Here is a 16,434-nt window from a genome sequence, read left to right as displayed (position 1 = left end):
TCAAGGATCTACTCGCCGCGCAGCTGGCGGCCAACGACTCCTACCAGTTGCCCGAGAACGACCACCTGGAGTTCCTGTCGGAGTTGGAGACGATCGGCAGGCTCCTGACCGCCGTGCAAACCGACGCCAACACTCAGGCCGATGAACGTGTACTGCACGCCACCTACGGGTGCAGGGACTTGGCGATGTTGTTGTGCACCAAGCTGCAGATCCATCCGGGTGAGGCGAAGCGGCGCACCAGGTTGGTGCGGGAGTTGCCGAGTCTCCCGAATACCCGGGAGGCGGTGTATGCCGGGGAGATCAGTGGTGAACACGCGTTGGTGATCTCGGATGCGATCAAGCGTCTCCCGTCGGAGCATGTGGAGGGTGCGGAGCGGGTGTTGGCGGATGTGGCGCCGACGTTGGACCCGGAGTTCCTGAAGCGCGCGGGGAAGTATGTGCGGACGGTGGTTGACCCTGATGGTGTCTATCGGGATGAGCGGGAGGCGGTGGAGCGGCGTGCGGCGCGGATGTCCCGTGGCAAGGACGGGAGCGTGCGCCTCAGTGCCACGATGGGTCCGCTCGAGGGTGAGAAGGTCTCCAACTTCCTGCTCGCCATGGCCAAACCCCGGTCCGTGGACGGGGAGAAAGACCCGCGTACCTTCGAGCAGCGGTTGGCCGACGCGTTCATTGAGGCGATGACGATCGCGATGGCCCACCACGACATCCCGGGCTTGCCGCGTTCCCTGCTGGTCATGACCATGGACGCGGACAACCTGAAGGACAAGACCGGGTGTGCTCGGACTGACACCGGGCAGCCGGTGTCCCCGGACCTGGCCCAGCACATGGCCTGTGATGCCGATATCGCTGAGATCGTGCTCGGGGAGAAGGGTGAACCCCTCGCCTACGGACGCGGACGACGACTGGCCTCACTCGCCCAACGACGAGCACTCGCGGTGCGGGACAAGGGATGCGCCTTCCCGGGCTGTGATCGGCCTCCGGCATGGACGGAAGCTCATCATGTGGTGCATTGGATCGACGGAGGGCCGACCGACCTCGACAACCTCGTCCTGCTCTGCGTGTATCACCATCATGTGATCCACGCACAAGACTGGGTGATCATCTTCGAGCATGGGATACCGAGCTTCACCCCTCCAAAGTGGATCGACCCTGACCAGGTGCCGCAACGCAACATCAGGGTGGACTGCCCACTGATGTTATAACCCCGGGTGCGGCGTGACGCTGGAACGTGAGGGTTCCAGCGTGGTGCAGGCGTGGGCTGAAAAGGTAAGGGGCGCAACGGATCGGAGGCTTTACCTGGGGTGCGCGTGCCATACGCTCGCGCGCGAGGGCCGGGTTCCTCCCGTGCCGGCCCGGCAGGCCCCGGCACGCGCGAGGGGCCCCAGGTCAAGCCGACCCCACGCTGGAAAAGTGTCAGAGAGCGTGGCCGCCCGCGACCTGGAGGACCTGGCCGGTGACCCACCTTGCTTGGTGGGCGGCCAGGAAAACGACCGCGTCGGCGATGTCCTCGGGGTCACCGAACCGTCCTAAGGGGACAAGAGAACGGATCTGGTCGGCGACGTCGTTGGTGATCCAGCCGGTCTGGACGGGACCCCGGGGCGACGGCGTTGACGCGGTAGTGGCGTTCCAGGCCGTCGAAGGTCAGGGTGTCGACGGTGTCGGGGCTCTCGCAGTGGGCGGCGTTGTTGACCAGGACCTCGACCGGGCCTAGGTGGTGCTCGGCGGCGTCGAACAAGCGGGCCGCCGCGTTGGGGCTGGAGAGGTCGGCGGGCAGGGCAACCGCGTCGCCGAGGTCGGTGGCGAGTTGTTCGGCGGCGTGGGCGGCTGGGGTCCGGTGGTCCCAACGGACTCCGGGCGGGGCAGTGGGATCGGTGTCCAGGTAGTGGACGACCACTCGGGCGCCTTCGGCGGCGAAAGCCCTGGCGATGGCGCCGCCGATGCCGGCGCTCGCGCCGGTCACCAGGACGACCTTGCCGCGGAGGCGGATGTCAATCATGGGCGCAGTCCGCCAGAAATTGCGTTCGGGCTCATCGTCATTGCAATGAGATGAGAAAATAAGCTGCTATAAACGTTGAGAGAAGTAGAAACGCTACGTGGAGGAGTATCCGTGCTGAAGCCGATGATCTATCCCGACGGGCATTCGGGGTGGGAGACGCGGGACTACGCGACGGCGCGGGCGGTGCTGGCGGATCCGCGGTTCAGCGCGCGGCCGGAACTCATGCACCTCGCGCCGGACGGGTCGGAGCTGCCGCCCGCCGAACCCGGTGCGTTCCTCGACATGGACGCGCCGGAGCACACGCGCTACCGGCGGCTGCTCACCGGGAAGTTCACGGTGCGGCGGATGCGGGTGCTGTCCGAGATGGTGGAACGCATCGCGGCGGAACACCTTGACGCGATGGAGGAAAACGGGCCGCCGGTCGACCTGGTGGAGGCGTACGCGCAGCCGGTGCCCGCGCAGATGATCTGCGAAATGCTGGGCGTGTCGTACGAGGAGCGCGACCACTTCCAGCAGCACGCGATGGTGGTGACGGGCTCGGGGGACGGGGACGCGGTCGTGACGTCGTTCGCGGCGCTCCAGGATTTCCTGCGCGGGCTGGTGAAAGCCAAGCGGGCCAAGCCGACCGATGACCTGCTGAGCGATCTGGCGACCACGGAGCTGACCGACGAGGAGCTGACGAACATCGGCGTCGTGCTGCTCGGCGCGGGGTTGGACACGACGGCGAACATGCTCGCGCTGGGGACGCTGACGCTGCTCGGGCAACCCGATGGGCTCGCGGCGATGCGCGCGGAGCCGGAGCCCGCGGTGGAGGAACTGTTGCGGCACCTCACGGTCATCCCGTTCCTGGTGCGGGCGGCGCTGGAGGACGTGGAACTGGACGGGCAGCTGATCAGGGCGGGGGACGCGGTCACCCTGCAACTCGGGGCGGCCAACCGGGATCCGCGGTGGTTCGACGAACCCGACCGGGTCGACCTGGGGCGGAAAGGCAAGGGGCACTTGGCTTTCGGGCACGGGGTGCACCAGTGCCTCGGGCAGCAGCTGGCGCGGGTGCAGCTGCGCGTCGGGTTGCCCGCGCTGGCGAGCAGGTTCCCGGGACTGCGGCTGGTGGAGCAGGAGGTGGCGATGCGGGACGACGCGTTCATCCGAGGAGTGCACGAACTGCGGGTCGCGTGGTGACACGCGAAACGGCCCCGCCGGGGTGGCGGGGCCGTGTGCGCGCGGGTCAGCCGACCGGCGGGGCCATCACGAACCAGTTGAAGTTCTCGATCATCTGGCGGGTGCTGCCGATGTACTGCGGGCCGGTGAGCTCCCAGCGGGTCACGGTGCGGTAGGTGCCCGGCTGCAGGCTCTCGTCCTCGGCGGTCTCCTCGTTGTCGCTGACCGGGATGTACTCCTTGATCGACTTCTTGGTCAGGGTGACGTCCAGCAGCTGGTAGTCCGACTGCGTCTTGAGGTAGTCGCCGTCGCCGTGGTCACCGGCGCGGCCCGGGTCGGACAGCTTCAGCTGCACGGTGCTGCCGTTGAACGAACCCTTCGCCGCGACCACGGTGACGATGTGCCCGCCGCTGCGCTGGAGGCTGCCCGACTCCGGACCGGCCTTGTAGCGGCCGTAGGCGATCTGCAGCGGACCCTGGTTCAGCCGCTTCGCCAGCTCCCCGGAGAAGTCCGGCGAGGTCGCGGTGCTGACGTTGCCGACACCGGTGGACCAGTTCGCGTCGCGGGCGGGCTTGGTCGCGATGTTCCACGCGGTCTGAAGGTTGCTGAGCTTGGTGCCGCCGTCGTACTTCGCGTCGACGCCGATCCGGCCGATCGAGTTGGTGATCACGTTGTAGTCGGCGGGGTCCTTCGGGTCCAGGTTGCCGACCTTGGTGGTGAGCCAGCCGACCGGGGCCTTCTTCACGTGCCCCCAGTAGTGCAGCACGTTGTACAGCGAGGCGGGCCCGCAGTAGGCGTTGCCGTTGTTCTCCAGCCCGGCCCGGAACTGGTCGACGTCGCTGACCCCGCACTGCTTCACGTCGAAGTCGGGGCCGGTGACGTCGCTGAGCTTCACGCAGGGCTGCGGCGTCCCGATGACGTCGTCGGCGAACGCGGTGCCCGGGGCCGACACGGCGGCGGTGGCGGCAGCGGCGATGATCAGGGTGCTGGCCTTGCGAAACATGGTTTCTACCTCCTGTGTGAGCCACCCTCCGTGGCGATGACACAAGAGTCGCGGGGCGGACCCCCCAAGGGCATGAGGGGCGATCCCTCACATCCGCGCGTGGGGGATCGGGGGTCCCCTCAGGCCAGCGCGCGGGCCAGCTCGCGGCGGCCGTTGATGCCGAGCTTGGTGTAGATCCGGCCCAGGTGGTTCTCGACCGTCTTCGGCGTCACGAACAGCTCTCGGGCGATCTCGCGGTTCGCCCGCCCGCTCGCGGCCAGGTCGGCCACGCGGCGCTCGCTCGCGGTCAGCGACTCCCGCCCGACGAGCACCAGCCTGCGCGGCCGGTCGCCGAGCGCCTCCAGGGCCTCCACCGCGCGGCGGCGCAGCACGATCGAGCCGCACTCCGTGGCCAGGTCGATGCCCCGGTGCAGGGGATCGCGGGCGTCGCTGCGCCGCCGCGCAACCCGCAGCGCCTCGCCGAGATCGACCAGCGAGCGCGCCAGCTGCAACCGCGCGGGAGAGGTCTCCAGCACCGCGACGGACTCGGCGAGCACGTCGAGCCGGTTGTCCACGTCGGCGTGCGCGAACAACCGCAGCGCGGCACCGACTTCCGTTGCGGCGCCCCATTTTCTGGCCAGCGCTAGCTGTTCGCGCGCGAGGACGAGAGCTTCCGCCTCCGCGCCGAGCAGCATGCACGCGCGCACCGCCGGATCCCGCCACGGGATGGTCGGCGGGTCGAGCCCGGCCGCGAGGGAGGCGTCGCGTTGCAGCAGGGCCTCTTCCTTGGCCAGCACGGGATCGCCGGACGCGAGCGCGATGAGCGCCCTCGGCTCGTGCAGCCACAGCGTCGGCATCATCTTCGGCCCGTCCGCGTGCTCCACGTCGAACCGGGCCAGCGCGGCAGCGGCCCCGTTGACGTCGCCGCGTTCGAGGGCCGCGTAGGCGGTGAAGTGCGTCGCGGTCGCTCGCAGCGCGATGACCTGCGGCAACGCGTCTTCGAGGGCGACGGCGGCGAGCGCGCCCTCGGACTCCGCGTCGACGGAGGTGACGTTGCCCAGCCGCCAGTCCAGGAACAGCGTGGCGTTGGCGACCATGGAGAACTCGATCGGCGAGCCGTGCGCGCACACCCGCCGACGCGCCCGCTCGACCTCGCGCCGCGCATCGGCCACCCCGTCGGCGGAGACCAGCGCGAGCACGGCGACCAGCCACGCCACCATCGCGTCGATGCTGCCGGTGGCGTCGTCGAGGTAGGCGCCGTGGGCGAGGGCCCGCCGCGCGACGGCCGCGACCTCCGCGGAGTCCCGGACCTCGTAGCGCCCCATCTGCGCGAGCAACCCGAGCAGGGTCCGCTCGTCCGGCGTGCCGCCGGGCAGCGTGGCGTAGCCGCTCAGGTGCTTCGACGCCACCTCGCGCTGGTGCGGCAGGAACGAGCGGATCACCGCGAGCCGGGCCTCCAAGTGCATCCGACCCGCGTCCCTCGGCCCGCCGGGGCGGTTGTCGATCGCTTCGGTCAGCTCGGCGATCGCGGCCTCGGGCCCGTCGACGGCCATGGTCGCCGACGCCGCCGCGGCGACGAGTTCCGCGTCGGGCAAGCCGTCCGCCGCGGCCCGGAGGTGGTCGCGCGCCTCCTCGGCCCGCCCACCCCGCATCAGCGCCCGGCCCAACTCCGCCCGCAGCGCCGCGTCGTCCGGGTTCTCCTCGATGGCGCGGGCCAGATGTGCCGCGGCGGTGCGGGAATCACCCGCCGCGAGCAAGGCCGTCGCCGCCTTGCGCAGCACCTCCGCCGCATTCGGCAACGTCCCCCTCGGCGCCTGCGCGAGGTGCGCCGCGATGCGATCGGCCGGGGCCTTCACCGCCCACAGCTCCCGCGCGGCGCGTGCGTGCAGCCCGGCGCGCGCGACCGCCCCGAGGTCGGCGAGAACCGCTTCGCGCACAACGGGATGCACGAACACGAGATGGTCGGACTCGCCCGTCAGCACGTTCGCCGCGACCAGCGACTCGACCGCGACGGACAGCTCCATCGCGTCGAGGTCGGCGAGCGCGCCCGCCTGCCACGGATCGCTGCCGATGCCGAGCACGGCCGCGGCCCCGGCCAGGCGCACGGAGTTCGCGGGCAGCCTGCCCAGCGCCGCCCGGAACACGGTGCTCGGACCGAGCCTGCCCACCCGCTCGGCGGTCTCCGGCTGGTCCAACGGCAGTCCGAGCGCGGCCATCTCGTCGACCAGAACCCTTGCGAGGAAAGGGTTTCCGCCGCTCGCGGAGTGCATCGCGGTGACCACCTCCGGTGCCGCGCGCACACCGCTGGCCGCGACCGAGGTGGCGAGCGCGGACGGGCTCAGCGGCCGTGGCAGCAGCCGCTCCGCCTGCCGCGAGACGCTCAGCTGCGCCAGCGGCCCGGTGTTCTCCGCGGGCGGGCGGGTCGCCACGACGAGCGCGATCGGCAGGTCGGCGATCCGCCGCGACAGGTACACCAGGAACTGCGCCGAGGACAGGTCCGCCCAGTGCGCGTCGTCCACGGTGATCAGCAGCGGTCGCGTGGAGGAGAGGTCAACGGCCACCCACCACAGCGCGTGCAGCGTCCTGGCCAGCTCGGCCTCGCTCGGATCGGCCTCGGCCGCGTCCAGCGCGGCGAAGGCGTCCCCGGACGGGCCCGCCAGGATGCGCTCCCGGACCTCGCCGTTGTAGCGGGAGACCGAGCGCTCCACCATCTGCCGGACCACGCCCCACGCCATGGCGCTCTCCAGGGCGTCGCCGACCGCCTGGAGCCTGCCGAAGCCGCGCTCCTTGGCCAGCGCCCTGGTGTCCTGCACCAGCCGGGTCTTGCCGATGCCCGCGCGCCCCTCGATGACCAGCACGTGGCCCTTGCCCCGGGCCGCCGAGTCCAGGCACGCGGCGATGCGGCCGAGCTCCCCCTCGCGTTCCAGGGTCGGCTCGTCCCGGCTCATCGGAGCAGGCGCGCGAGCCGGTCGGGCTCCTCGCGCAGCGGCTTGCCGTGGCCGAAGAGCACCAGGCGCGGGCGCAGCGCGGCCAGCCTGCGCATCGACTCGCGGTTGAGCTCGCGGTCCCAGGTCAGGAAGTCCGGCGGCGCGCCGACGCGCAGCAGCGCGAGGAACACGTCACCGCAGAGCAGCACGCCGTCGCTCTCCCGCCACAGCGCGATGTGGCCGGGGGAGTGACCGGGCACCTCCAGGACGGTGAACCCGGCGACCTCGTCGCCCTCGCCCAGGTGCTGCGCGACCGGGCACGGCGGAGGCATCGGCGTCCGCGCCAGCAGCGCGGGGAGCCTGCCGGGCGCCCGCGCGGGCGTCGCGGTCTCGATGGCCTCGGCGTCCTTGGCCCCGGCCCAGAGCGGGATGCCGAACTCCTCGCACACCGCGCGGCTGGAGCCGAAGTGGTCCGGGTGCGCGTGCGTCACCACGTGCGCCGAGAGCGGCGTCCCGCGCAGCTGCCGGAAGATCCGCCCGGCCGCCCTCGGGGTGCCCGAATCCACGAGCACGTCCTCCACCAGGTACACGTTCATCAGGTGGCGGGGTCGGCCCTGAAGCAGGCGCACTCCGGGTGCCAGTTGGCGCACTGTCCGATCGTAACGGCGATCTTGGCCACGACGGGGTCACGATCGAGCGTCACGATCGAGCGCTCTATTCGGTTGTATTCATGGCTTCAGTGTCGAATGAAATCAACCCCTTCCCACACAGAGAACAACCACGCCAGGACGGACGGAGGTCACCGCTTCGGCCAGTGCCACGCCGGGCGGTCCAGCCGTTCCTGCCCGGCGAGCACGGTCGCGCCGAAGTCCTTCTCCAACTCCAGCAGCGCCGCGTCCTCGTCGATCACCTCCAGCGCGCGCACCAGCGGCCGAGCGTGCGAGACCACCACCACCTGGGCCTTCTTCGCGGCGGTGGCGATCAGCGCCGCCAGTGCGGGCAGCAGGTCCGGGTGCAGGCTGGTCTCCGGCTCGTTGAGCACCAGCAGCTCCGGCGGGCGGGGGCTGAGCAGCGCCGCCACCCACAGCAGGTAGCGCAGCGTCCCGTCCGAGAGCTCCGCGGCGCCCAGCGGCCGCAGCAGTCCGTGCTGCCGGAACCGCAGCTCGAACCGCCCGTCCTCGCCGGTCACCTCCACCCTGATCCGCGATCCGGGGAAGGCGTCGTCGATCGCCGCGGCCAGCGCGTCGGCGTCACCGATCTCCGTGATCGTCTGGAGCGCGGCGGCCAGGTCCGCGCCCTCGTGGTCGAGCACCGGCGTGCGCGTGCCCACCCTGGCCTGCCGGGCGGGCGCGCCCGCGTCCGTGCGGAAGTGGTCGTAGAAGCGCCACGAGCGGATCTTTTCCCGTAGCACCAACACTTCCGGGGACGCCCGGGGATCGGCGAACTCGCTCAGCATGCTGTCGGTGAGCCCGATCCTGTGGTGCTCCTCGCCCCACGCCCCGCTGGCTCCGCGCGCCCGCACCACCGGACCGGCGCGGTCGGCCAGCAGCGCGGAGGTGCGCAGCACCGGACCGCTCCAGATGCTCTCGCGCTTGATCTCCGGATCGCGGTTGAACACGGTGGGACCGGGGACCGGCAGTCCGAGGTCGAGCGCGTAACCGAACTCGTCCCCGGCGAAGCCGAGCCGCAACCCCACCGGCTTCGTCCGCACCGTGCCCTGGACCGGCGCGCGGCCCTCGCGCACCGCCCGCCCCACCGTCTCCGGGCCCGCCCACAGCGTCGACGGCAGGCCGCCCTCCCGGGCCAGCGCGGCCACGGCGCCGTTGCGCGCGGCGTCGGCGAGCAGCCGCATCGCGCGGTAGAGGCTGGACTTCCCGCTCCCGTTGGCCCCGGTCACCACGGTCAACCGGGACAGCGGGAGCACGAGGTCGCGCAGGGAGCGGTAGTTCTCGACGGCGAGGGTTGTGAGCACGGGACCGAAGCTAGCTCGCATCCCCGACAGCGGCCGCCGGGTGTGCGCTCAGCCCGGCGCCGGGTTGAGCGGGTTGGGGGCGGTTTGAGACCGCTGGGAGGGGGGTTGGGGGTACTTGAAGACGCCCCTACCCCTGCCACCACCACTCGATGGAGGGGATGTTCGGTGGGCCGACGGCGGAGGGGGTGGGGGAGACGGAGCCCAGCGTGCGGATCGCGCCGGGGTGCGCGCCGTCCGGGTTGGAGTAGCGGCCGGTCTCCAGGCCCCACTCGAAGTTGCCGCGCAGGGTGCACGTCAGGTTGTGCAGGTACCGGGCGAGCGCGGGCGACGCGGTTGGCAGGACCTCGTTGCGCAGCTCGAAGAACCTGACCACGATCCGGTCCCGCAGCGCGACGCGGTCGGTCAGCTCCAGGCCGACGCCGACGAGGTCGGGTTGGGTCTGCCGCCCCCAGAGTTCCTTGCCGTGCGAGTACAGGTCGTTGTCGATCGCCGCGACCGTGCCCGCCATCTCGGTCAGCGCCCGCACGCGGGGAGCGCTGATCTCGCGCTCCGGCACGACAGTCGGTTCGGAGAGCTGGAACCAGGTGAAGGTCGGCTCGGCGCCCGCGTACATGACCCGGGCGGTCAGGTAGTCGTTGATCTCCGGCCGGTACCGCGCCGCGGCGATTTCCCATGCGGCGCCGAGCAACCACTTCGTGTGGCTGTCGACCAGCCGCCGCACGTGCTCGGGGGCGCAGGCGCGGTGCACCCGCGTCGCGAGGTCCACGATCGGCGCGGTGAACGGGTTGTCGGGCGGCAGGACCTTCGCGTCGGGAACTTCGAGGGTCCGGACGATGCGCACCGCGAGGTCCAGCGCTGTGAAGCCGTCGTTGTCCACGTCGTCGAAGACGAACATCAGGTAGCCCCAGTCGACCGCGGCCTGCAACCGGTCCGCGTCGGCTCTGGGGCACAGGTAACCGAAGAAGTGCGCGGAACGGCTGTCCCGGACGCGCGTCGCCTGCACCGGGTCGGAGCAGAACCCGTGGCGCGCCATCCACGCCAGGCCCCGTTCCTCCAGCAGGTCGATCTGCGGGTGCACCTTCAGCGCCGTGGGGAAGTACATCGGCGGCAACTGCACGGTGATGGTCGGTGACTCGGTCCGAGTGGTCACGCCGCTCCTCGACGGTTCAGCCGCAACCGCAGGTGCCGGGGGTGCAGCACGGCCCTGGCCTTCGGGCGCTTCCGCCGTCCGGGCACCGGCCGCAGTTCCCACCGCCGCACGAGCCCGGCCGCCACGACCATCAGCTGCGTCAGGGCGAAGGTGTCGCCCGCGCACTTGCGCGCTCCGTCACCGAAGGTCAGGAAGGAGCCGGGGCACCCGGTCGCCGCGCTCAGCCACCGGTCGGGGTCGAAGCGGTCCGGTTCCGGGTACTGCCGCGGTCGCCGCTGGATCAGGTAAGGGCTGTAGATCACGTTCATCCCGGCGGGGAGCACGTGCCCGCCCAGCGTCGTCCTGCTCGTGGTCACGCGGGCGAGCAGCCACGCGGGCGGGTAGAGCCGCAGCGCCTCGGTCACCACGGCGCGGGTGTACGGCAGGTGGATCAGGTCCTCGTAGGCGGGAACGCGGTCGCCCAGCACCGACTCGGTCTCGCGCCGCAGCCGTTCCTGCGCGTCCGGGTGTTCGGCGAGCAGGTGCATCACCCAGCTCACGCTCGCGCTCGTGGTCTCGGTCCCGGCCAGGAACAGGCCGGTGACGAGCGCCGCCATCTCCTCGTCGTCGGGCGTTCCGGTCTCGTCGCGCTCGGCGGCGAGCAGCACGGCCATCATGTCGTCGCGCTCCCCGCCCGCCCGGTAGCCGGCGATCAGGCGGGCGGCGCTGTCCTGGAGTTGCTTGCGCGCCTTGGTGAACGCGCGGTTGGCCGGGGTCGGGAGCCAGTTCAGCGGGCTGAGCATCCGCCGGAACACCCCGGCCACGAGGTCGGGCAGCGCGGCGCGGATGCCCGCGACGGCCTCCGGGTCGGCCGATTCGGAGAACATGACGCGGGCGGTGGTCTCGGAGGTGAACCGCAACGCGAACGCGGACACCGGCACGACCTGCCCGTCCTGCCACGCGGCGGTCTCGTCGGCGAGCACCTCGGTCATGATCGTGGCGTAGTGCGGCATCCGGGCCCGGTGGAAGGCCGGTTGCACCATGCGGCGGCGCCTGCGGTGCCTGGCGCGCGCCGTGGTGATCAGGCCGTCGCCCTCCACCTCGCGGGCGCGGCGCCACAGCGGGCCCTCCTTGTCGAAGACCCGTTCGTTGGTGATCACCTGGTGGGAGAGCTCCGGATCGCACACCACGACCGCGCGCAGCGGCCCGAACCGGACGTGGACGAGGTCTCCGTGCGCGGGCAGCGACCCGATGAACCGCAGGGGATCGCGCAGCAGTGTGGCCGCGTGCCCCAGCAGTGGAAGTGCCCCGGGAGCCGTGCCCATGACGGCGACTCCCGTGCCCTGTTGTCGGCTCCCCATCGGTGCGTCTCCCGTCCTGATCCCCACATCAGGGTGGCGATGGTTGCCCACTCAACGAGATTGTCGGGACTGGCTCCGATGGGGTTCACCCAAACGAGTGCATCGGTATCTAGGTCAGGAACTGGCCTACAGGGCTCGTAGCTTTCTCCTCGCCGCCCCACGCCGAAGGAGAAACGCGATGAGCCAGGTCGACCACAACCAGCCGCTCGGCACGCCCACCTGGATCGACCTCCCGGTGGCGGATGTCGCCGCGGCGCAGGCCTTCTACGGGGCCGTCTTCGGCTGGACCTTCGGCGAGACCGGGGTCTGCCTGCTGCGCGGGCTGCCGGTCGCCGGACTGCGCCAGGGGGAGGGGCGGGGCTGGGACGTCCACCTCGCGACGGACGACTGCGACGGCACGGCCAAGCGCGTCGTCGCGGCGGGCGGCACGCTGCTCACCCCGCCGCACGACGTCGCCGATCTGGGCCGCGCCGCCTTCGCGCTCGATCCCGCCGGTGGCCGGTTCGGCCTGTGGCAGGGCCGGACCTCGCCGGGCTGCCGCGTGGTGAACGAGCCGGACGCGCTGGTCCGCAACGACCTCGTCACCGCCCGGCCGGAGGCAGCACGTGCTTTCTACGCAACGGTTTTCGACTTCACCCTTGACGGCAACGAGGACATGCCGGGCGTCGACTTCACCTTCCTCCGCCGCCCGGACGGCCACGAGGTCGGCGGCATCCACGGTGAGCCCGGCGCGCCAGCGACGGCGTGGGTGACGATGATGGAGGTCGCCGACACGGACGCGACGTTGGCGCGGGCGGCCGCCGCGGGCGGAACTTCGTCCACTGTGGACGAAACCCCGTACGGGCGGTCGGCCGCCCTCACCGACCCGTTCGGCAACGAGCTGTGGGTGATCGCCCGCTACTGAGCCGGAGCCTGCTCGGGCGGCAGCGCGTGGGAGCAGGTCGGCGCGCCCCCCGCCCGGGCCTTCCGCTGCGCGAGGTAGTCACCGGCGATCTGCTCGCGGGGCACGCCGTCCAGGGCGAGCACGTTGTCCCCGGCCACGAGCACCTGCTCGCGCATGCGGGCGTGGTCGACCGCGTCCGCGCCGAAGGAGGGCGCCCACAACGACCACGGCCCGGAGATCGTCGCGATCGTGGGGATCAGGTGGCTCTGGTAGTGCGTGCCGAGGCCGCCGAAGGAGCAGTGCGGCGGGACGCGCGCCGGATCGGGGCGGTCGATCCCGGGCAGGACGAAGCTGCGCTGCACGGCGCGTCGCTTGATCGACTGGTTCGCGGTCTCGGCGAGCAACGGGTTCCCGGCGAACCACGCGGACTGCTCGACGGCTCCGGAGAAGCGCAGTTCCCGCCCGGGGCCGTTGGTCCGGGGAACCGGCAGGAGCTCCCGCGTACCAAGGTGTTCGAGCGTCATGGCGAACGCGATGGTGCCCTCGTCGTAGTCCTTGTCCAGCGTCCGCGCGCGGTGCTCGGTGCCCTCGACGGAGCGGTGCAGGTGGCCCGTGGCGAGCACGAACTCGAGCGTGCGCGGACGGCACCGCTTCGGCAGCCGGGCGAAGTAGTCGGCCAGCGCCAGCATCGCGACGGTCCCGTTCTCCTGCACCCACGTGTTGCCGTCGGTGTTGGTGCCCAGGACGATGCGTTCCTCGCTCTGGCCGGGCAACGTGGCGATCAGCGTCCGCGTGCTCGCCGGGTCGATCCTGGCGTTGACCGCGATCTTCACCGGTGCGCCCGCGGCCCGCTTGAGCCGCTCGGCCTCGTCGACGCCGACGAAGACGCCGGGAACGCGGTAGTGCGTCCCGGTGTGCGGGTCCCAGTAACCCTTGACCTGCTCGTGCGGGAGGTCGAACGCGATCACCAGCCCGGCCGCCCCGGCCAGCCCCGCGTCGATGAGGTCGCGGTCGAGCTCGGCTTCGGCCGTGTGCCCCCGGTCCACGGCGGGGAAATCGCGCAGGACGACTTTGCCGCCCGCGTTGGCCGCGGTGATCCGTTCGGTCCTCGGCACGGTGGCGAGAGCGCCCTCGCGGGTGGCGGGCAGCGAGTAGGGGATCGCCCCCGCCACGGTCACCGGCCGGTCGGCCGCGGTCAGCGATCCGGCTGTCGCGAGGTCGCCGCCCCTAGGTCGCCACCGCAGGATTCGCAGCTCCTGCGAGGCCGTCTTGACGCCCGGAGTCCGCCGCAGCCGCTGTTCCAGCCAGTCGACGAGCCGTTCGTGCGCGGTGCTACCGGTCGACCGCAGCCCGAAGCTCGCGACCTTCGCGTTCAGCTCCCGCAGCGCCTTCGCACTGGTGAAGAGCCGCTCGTCGACGACATCGGGACACCGCCCGGTGCCCCTCGCGTCGGCCATGGGCACCTGGGCGGTGCCGATCACCAGCAACCCGCACAGGCCGGCCAGCAGACGTCGCCTCATCTGTCCTCCTAGTTCGGTGCGCGAGCGCGCACCGAACTAGTGCGTCACTCGCTTGGCTTGACGACGCAATTGGAGGATTCGGGCTGCGCCGACCAGGGCCACGAGCACCGCGCCGGCGATCGCGGCGAACAACAACGAGACGCCGAGGGGCCAGGTGAAGGACGCGCCGAGGAAGTGGATCGTCACGTCGGTCAGGTTCTGGAGGATGAACACCAGCAGGAAGATCAGTACGACGATAGCCACGAGGATGGCGACCCAGGTACCGCTGATCCGGGTCGGCCGCGGCTTGCCAGCGGGCTCCGTCGTCCCCGGACCCGGCACCGGAGGGGGTGCGGCGGGACCCGGGATGGGTTGGGTCGGGGGTGGGAGGTCGACGCGATCGTCACGGGGAGTGCTCACGCGAGTCAGTATCGGCGCACCCCAGCACGTTCGCATGTCAGCGCCGCGGGTGGGCGACCTCCAGCAGGCTGGGCAGCGCAGCGGGGGTCGAGGACAGCGCGACCGGCGGGCAGTCCGCCCCGCCAGGACAGATTCCCTTGTCCCGCAACCATTCTGAGTAGTTCGGCGGAACGATGTGCTGTGTGTGTCGACGCGGTTCGCGGCGTGTCTTCCGCACAGGGAGATGAGGGACGCACCGCGATCGCCGTGCTATCTGCCCGCGGAACAGCTGCGAACGTTTGCAGACACCCGCGCGGGGTAGTCAGGAAACACAGCCATCGCTCGAGACCCCGGCGGCGGAGACCAGATCACCGCACGTTTCGGAGGCACGACCGCATGAGTCAGATGGTGTCCGCACGGCCTCGCACCACCGAGCCGGTTCTCGCCGGTCAGAAGTCCACGGGCGAGTTGCTGCTGGTGAAGTTGTTCGTCCTGGTCCCCGCCCTCGCCCTGTGCGCGGCGGTCCCGTTCGCATGGGGATGGGGGCTTGGCTGGGTGGACGTCGGCCTCGCCGTGGCCTTCTACGCTCTGACCTGCCTCGGCGTCACGGTCGGCTTCCACCGCTACTTCACCCACGGGGCGTTCACCGCCAACCGCGGTCTGCGGATCGCACTCGCCGCCGTGGGGAGCATGGCGCTCCAGGGGCCGGTCATTGCGTGGGTCGCCGATCACCGCCGTCATCACGCCTTCGCCGACCGTGAGGGTGATCCGCATTCGCCGTGGCGCTTCGGCTCCTCGGCGGGCGCGTTGGCCAAGGGGTTCTGGCACGCGCACATGGGCTGGCTCTTCGAGCGGGACCACACCAACGCCGTGCGGTTCGCGCCGGACCTGCTCGCCGACGCCGACCTCCGGCGGATCAACCGGTGGTTCCCGGCCCTGAGCGCGCTGACCCTGTTCGCCCCCGCCGTGGCCGGTGGGCTCATCACGTGGAGCTGGTGGGGAGCGGTGACCGCGTTCTTCTGGGCGGGCCTGGTGCGCGTCGCGGTGCTGCACCACGTGACCTGGTCGGTGAACTCGATCTGCCACCTGATCGGTGACCGCCCCTTCGAGGCCAGGGACCGCTCCGCCAACTTCTGGCCGCTGGCCATCGTGTCCATGGGCGAGTCCTGGCACAACTCGCACCACGCCGATCCCACGTGTGCCCGGCACGGCGTCCGCAGGGGCCAGGTGGACATCTCGGCCCGGGTGATCTGGGCGCTGGAGAAGGCGGGCTGGGCGACCAGGGTCCGGTGGCCGAGGCCGCAACGCCTGGCGCGCAAGCTCAGGTCGCGCGCGGCCTGAGGCGTTCCCCTTCTCTCCCAGGGGAGAGCTGGTCGCGGCGGATGGCTGCCGAGGACGCCAGGGTGTGGGCGTCGATGGTCCTGTCGACGACCGCGGTGCAGAGTTCGGCCAGTTTCAGGTTGTGCGCCCGCGCGTAGCGGCGCAGGACGGTGAAGGCGCTGTCCATGTCCATGTTCAGGCGGTGGGCGAGGAACCCCTTCGCCTGTTCGATGACGACCCGGCTGTTCAACGCGATCTGCAGTTGCTCGGTCAGGATCTCCTGGTTCCGGATGGACCGTTCCTGGAGCAACCCGATGGTGGCCACGTCGACCAGTGCCCGCGCGGTGCTCAGTGCGGTGCCGGGCAGGTCACCCGTACCGGAGCGGAACAGGTTGAGCGCGCCGATCACCTGTCCGCGCAGGCGCATGGGCAGGGCGTCCACCGCGACGAACCCGCTTTCGAGCGCGGCGACGGTGAAGCGCGGCCAGCGCTCGCCCGCGGTGCGCAGGTCCGGGTGACCGACGTGGTCGCCGGCGGCGAAGGCCTCCAGGCACGGGCCCTCGTCGTTCTGCAGCTGCACCAGCTCCAGCCACCGCACCTGGGCGTCGGAGCTCGCGATCAGTCGCAGGTGGCCGCGCTGGTCGGCCAGGAGCAGCCCGGCGGCGTCGATGTCGAGGAGCTCGACACACCGTTCCACCAGCAGGTGCATGAAGTCGATCACGTCGAAGTCGTCGATCAGCGTGTCCGCCAGCTCGACGAACGTCGCCAGGAGCCGGTCATCACCCACCGCGCTCACCTCCACCGGCTC

The 16,434-nt window shown here is 71.2% G+C and carries 15 protein-coding genes; 4 read left to right on the top strand and 11 right to left on the bottom strand.

Annotation, left to right across the window (positions count from 1 at the left end):
• Nucleotides 1–1,202 (top strand): HNH endonuclease signature motif containing protein (locus NLX83_RS38370; RefSeq protein ID WP_254240199.1); only part of this gene is annotated, 1,202 nt, incomplete at its 5' end.
• A 211-nt stretch (nucleotides 1,203–1,413) separates the two neighbouring features.
• Here the strand turns inward: NLX83_RS38370 and NLX83_RS38365 are convergent.
• Complete coding sequence (locus NLX83_RS38365; protein WP_308209453.1) at nucleotides 1,414–1,548, bottom strand: SDR family oxidoreductase; 135 nt, start codon at nucleotides 1,546–1,548, stop codon at nucleotides 1,414–1,416.
• Nucleotides 1,514–1,996: an SDR family NAD(P)-dependent oxidoreductase gene (locus NLX83_RS38360; protein WP_254240198.1), complete on the bottom strand. Its 483-nt coding sequence runs from the start codon at nucleotides 1,994–1,996 to the stop codon at nucleotides 1,514–1,516. Before NLX83_RS38360 ends, NLX83_RS38365 begins: the two co-directional genes overlap by 35 nt.
• A 111-nt stretch (nucleotides 1,997–2,107) precedes the next feature.
• Between NLX83_RS38360 and NLX83_RS38355 the strand changes: the two genes are divergently transcribed.
• On the top strand, nucleotides 2,108–3,175 hold the full coding sequence (locus tag NLX83_RS38355; protein ID WP_254240197.1) for a cytochrome P450: 1,068 nt from the start codon (nucleotides 2,108–2,110) through the stop codon (nucleotides 3,173–3,175).
• A gap of 46 nt (nucleotides 3,176–3,221) precedes the next feature.
• Here NLX83_RS38355 and NLX83_RS38350 read toward each other — a convergent pair whose 3' ends face one another.
• From NLX83_RS38350 to NLX83_RS38325, 6 genes are all read right to left on the bottom strand, one after another.
• Complete coding sequence (locus NLX83_RS38350) at nucleotides 3,222–4,157, bottom strand: hypothetical protein (RefSeq protein WP_254240196.1); 936 nt, start codon at nucleotides 4,155–4,157, stop codon at nucleotides 3,222–3,224.
• Between the two features lie 119 nt (nucleotides 4,158–4,276).
• Nucleotides 4,277–7,084 carry a helix-turn-helix transcriptional regulator gene (locus tag NLX83_RS38345; RefSeq protein WP_254240195.1) on the bottom strand — a complete coding sequence of 936 codons (2,808 nt, stop codon included), beginning with the start codon at nucleotides 7,082–7,084 and terminating at the stop codon, nucleotides 4,277–4,279.
• The gene (locus NLX83_RS38340; protein WP_254240194.1) at nucleotides 7,081–7,713 is read right to left on the bottom strand and encodes an MBL fold metallo-hydrolase; all 633 of its coding nucleotides are present in this window, start codon (nucleotides 7,711–7,713) and stop codon (nucleotides 7,081–7,083) included. Before NLX83_RS38340 ends, NLX83_RS38345 begins: the two co-directional genes overlap by 4 nt.
• Before the next feature lie 149 nt (nucleotides 7,714–7,862).
• Nucleotides 7,863–9,035, bottom strand: coding sequence for an AAA family ATPase (locus NLX83_RS38335; RefSeq protein ID WP_254240193.1), 1,173 nt, complete (start codon nucleotides 9,033–9,035; stop codon nucleotides 7,863–7,865).
• A 127-nt stretch (nucleotides 9,036–9,162) separates the two neighbouring features.
• The gene (locus NLX83_RS38330) at nucleotides 9,163–10,185 is read right to left on the bottom strand and encodes a terpene synthase family protein (protein WP_254240192.1); all 1,023 of its coding nucleotides are present in this window, start codon (nucleotides 10,183–10,185) and stop codon (nucleotides 9,163–9,165) included.
• Nucleotides 10,182–11,489 carry a cytochrome P450 gene (locus NLX83_RS38325; protein WP_254240191.1) on the bottom strand — a complete coding sequence of 436 codons (1,308 nt, stop codon included), beginning with the start codon at nucleotides 11,487–11,489 and terminating at the stop codon, nucleotides 10,182–10,184. Before NLX83_RS38325 ends, NLX83_RS38330 begins: the two co-directional genes overlap by 4 nt.
• Nucleotides 11,490–11,703: 214 nt before the next feature.
• Here NLX83_RS38325 and NLX83_RS38320 point away from each other — a divergent pair, with 214 nt between their 5' ends.
• Nucleotides 11,704–12,429 (top strand): VOC family protein, encoded by a 726-nt coding sequence (locus NLX83_RS38320; RefSeq protein ID WP_254240190.1) that lies wholly within the window; start codon nucleotides 11,704–11,706, stop codon nucleotides 12,427–12,429.
• Here the strand turns inward: NLX83_RS38320 and NLX83_RS38315 are convergent.
• Both NLX83_RS38315 and NLX83_RS38310 read right to left on the bottom strand, forming a co-directional pair.
• Nucleotides 12,423–13,928, bottom strand: a complete 1,506-nt coding sequence (locus NLX83_RS38315) for a hypothetical protein (RefSeq protein WP_254240189.1) — start codon at nucleotides 13,926–13,928, stop codon at nucleotides 12,423–12,425. The genes NLX83_RS38320 and NLX83_RS38315 overlap by 7 nt on opposite strands.
• A gap of 36 nt (nucleotides 13,929–13,964) precedes the next feature.
• Entirely contained in the window at nucleotides 13,965–14,327 is a 363-nt protein-coding gene (locus NLX83_RS38310; RefSeq protein ID WP_374118863.1) for a LapA family protein, read from the bottom strand.
• A gap of 384 nt (nucleotides 14,328–14,711) precedes the next feature.
• Between NLX83_RS38310 and NLX83_RS38305 the strand changes: the two genes are divergently transcribed.
• The gene (locus tag NLX83_RS38305) at nucleotides 14,712–15,647 is read left to right on the top strand and encodes an acyl-CoA desaturase (RefSeq protein ID WP_374118864.1); all 936 of its coding nucleotides are present in this window, start codon (nucleotides 14,712–14,714) and stop codon (nucleotides 15,645–15,647) included.
• On the opposite strand, the gene NLX83_RS38300 is transcribed toward NLX83_RS38305, so the two are convergent.
• Entirely contained in the window at nucleotides 15,628–16,413 is a 786-nt protein-coding gene (locus NLX83_RS38300; RefSeq protein ID WP_254240187.1) for a GAF and ANTAR domain-containing protein, read from the bottom strand. The two genes, NLX83_RS38305 and NLX83_RS38300, sit on opposite strands and share 20 nt — an antisense overlap.
• Nucleotides 16,414–16,434 lie beyond the last annotated feature (21 nt).

This window comes from Allokutzneria sp. A3M-2-11 16, assembly GCF_024213555.1.
Classification (GTDB): domain Bacteria; phylum Actinomycetota; class Actinomycetes; order Mycobacteriales; family Pseudonocardiaceae; genus Allokutzneria.
Note: the sequence above shows the minus strand (reverse complement) of the source record. Positions and strands in the feature narration are given on the sequence as shown.

Bases quoted from the DNA above. Each gene is read 5' to 3' on its own strand.
- NLX83_RS38360 (WP_254240198.1), bottom strand. From the start codon at position 1,996: ATGATTGACATCCGCCTCCGCGGCAAGGTCGTCCTGGTGACCGGCGCG.
- NLX83_RS38350 (WP_254240196.1), bottom strand. From the start codon at position 4,157: ATGTTTCGCAAGGCCAGCACCCTGATCATCGCCGCTGCCGCCACCGCC.
- NLX83_RS38345 (WP_254240195.1), bottom strand. From the start codon at position 7,084: ATGAGCCGGGACGAGCCGACCCTGGAACGCGAGGGGGAGCTCGGCCGC.
- NLX83_RS38325 (WP_254240191.1), bottom strand. From the start codon at position 11,489: ATGGGCACGGCTCCCGGGGCACTTCCACTGCTGGGGCACGCGGCCACA.
- NLX83_RS38320 (WP_254240190.1), top strand. From the start codon at position 11,704: ATGAGCCAGGTCGACCACAACCAGCCGCTCGGCACGCCCACCTGGATC.
- NLX83_RS38315 (WP_254240189.1), bottom strand. From the start codon at position 13,928: ATGAGGCGACGTCTGCTGGCCGGCCTGTGCGGGTTGCTGGTGATCGGC.
- NLX83_RS38305 (WP_374118864.1), top strand. From the start codon at position 14,712: ATGGTGTCCGCACGGCCTCGCACCACCGAGCCGGTTCTCGCCGGTCAG.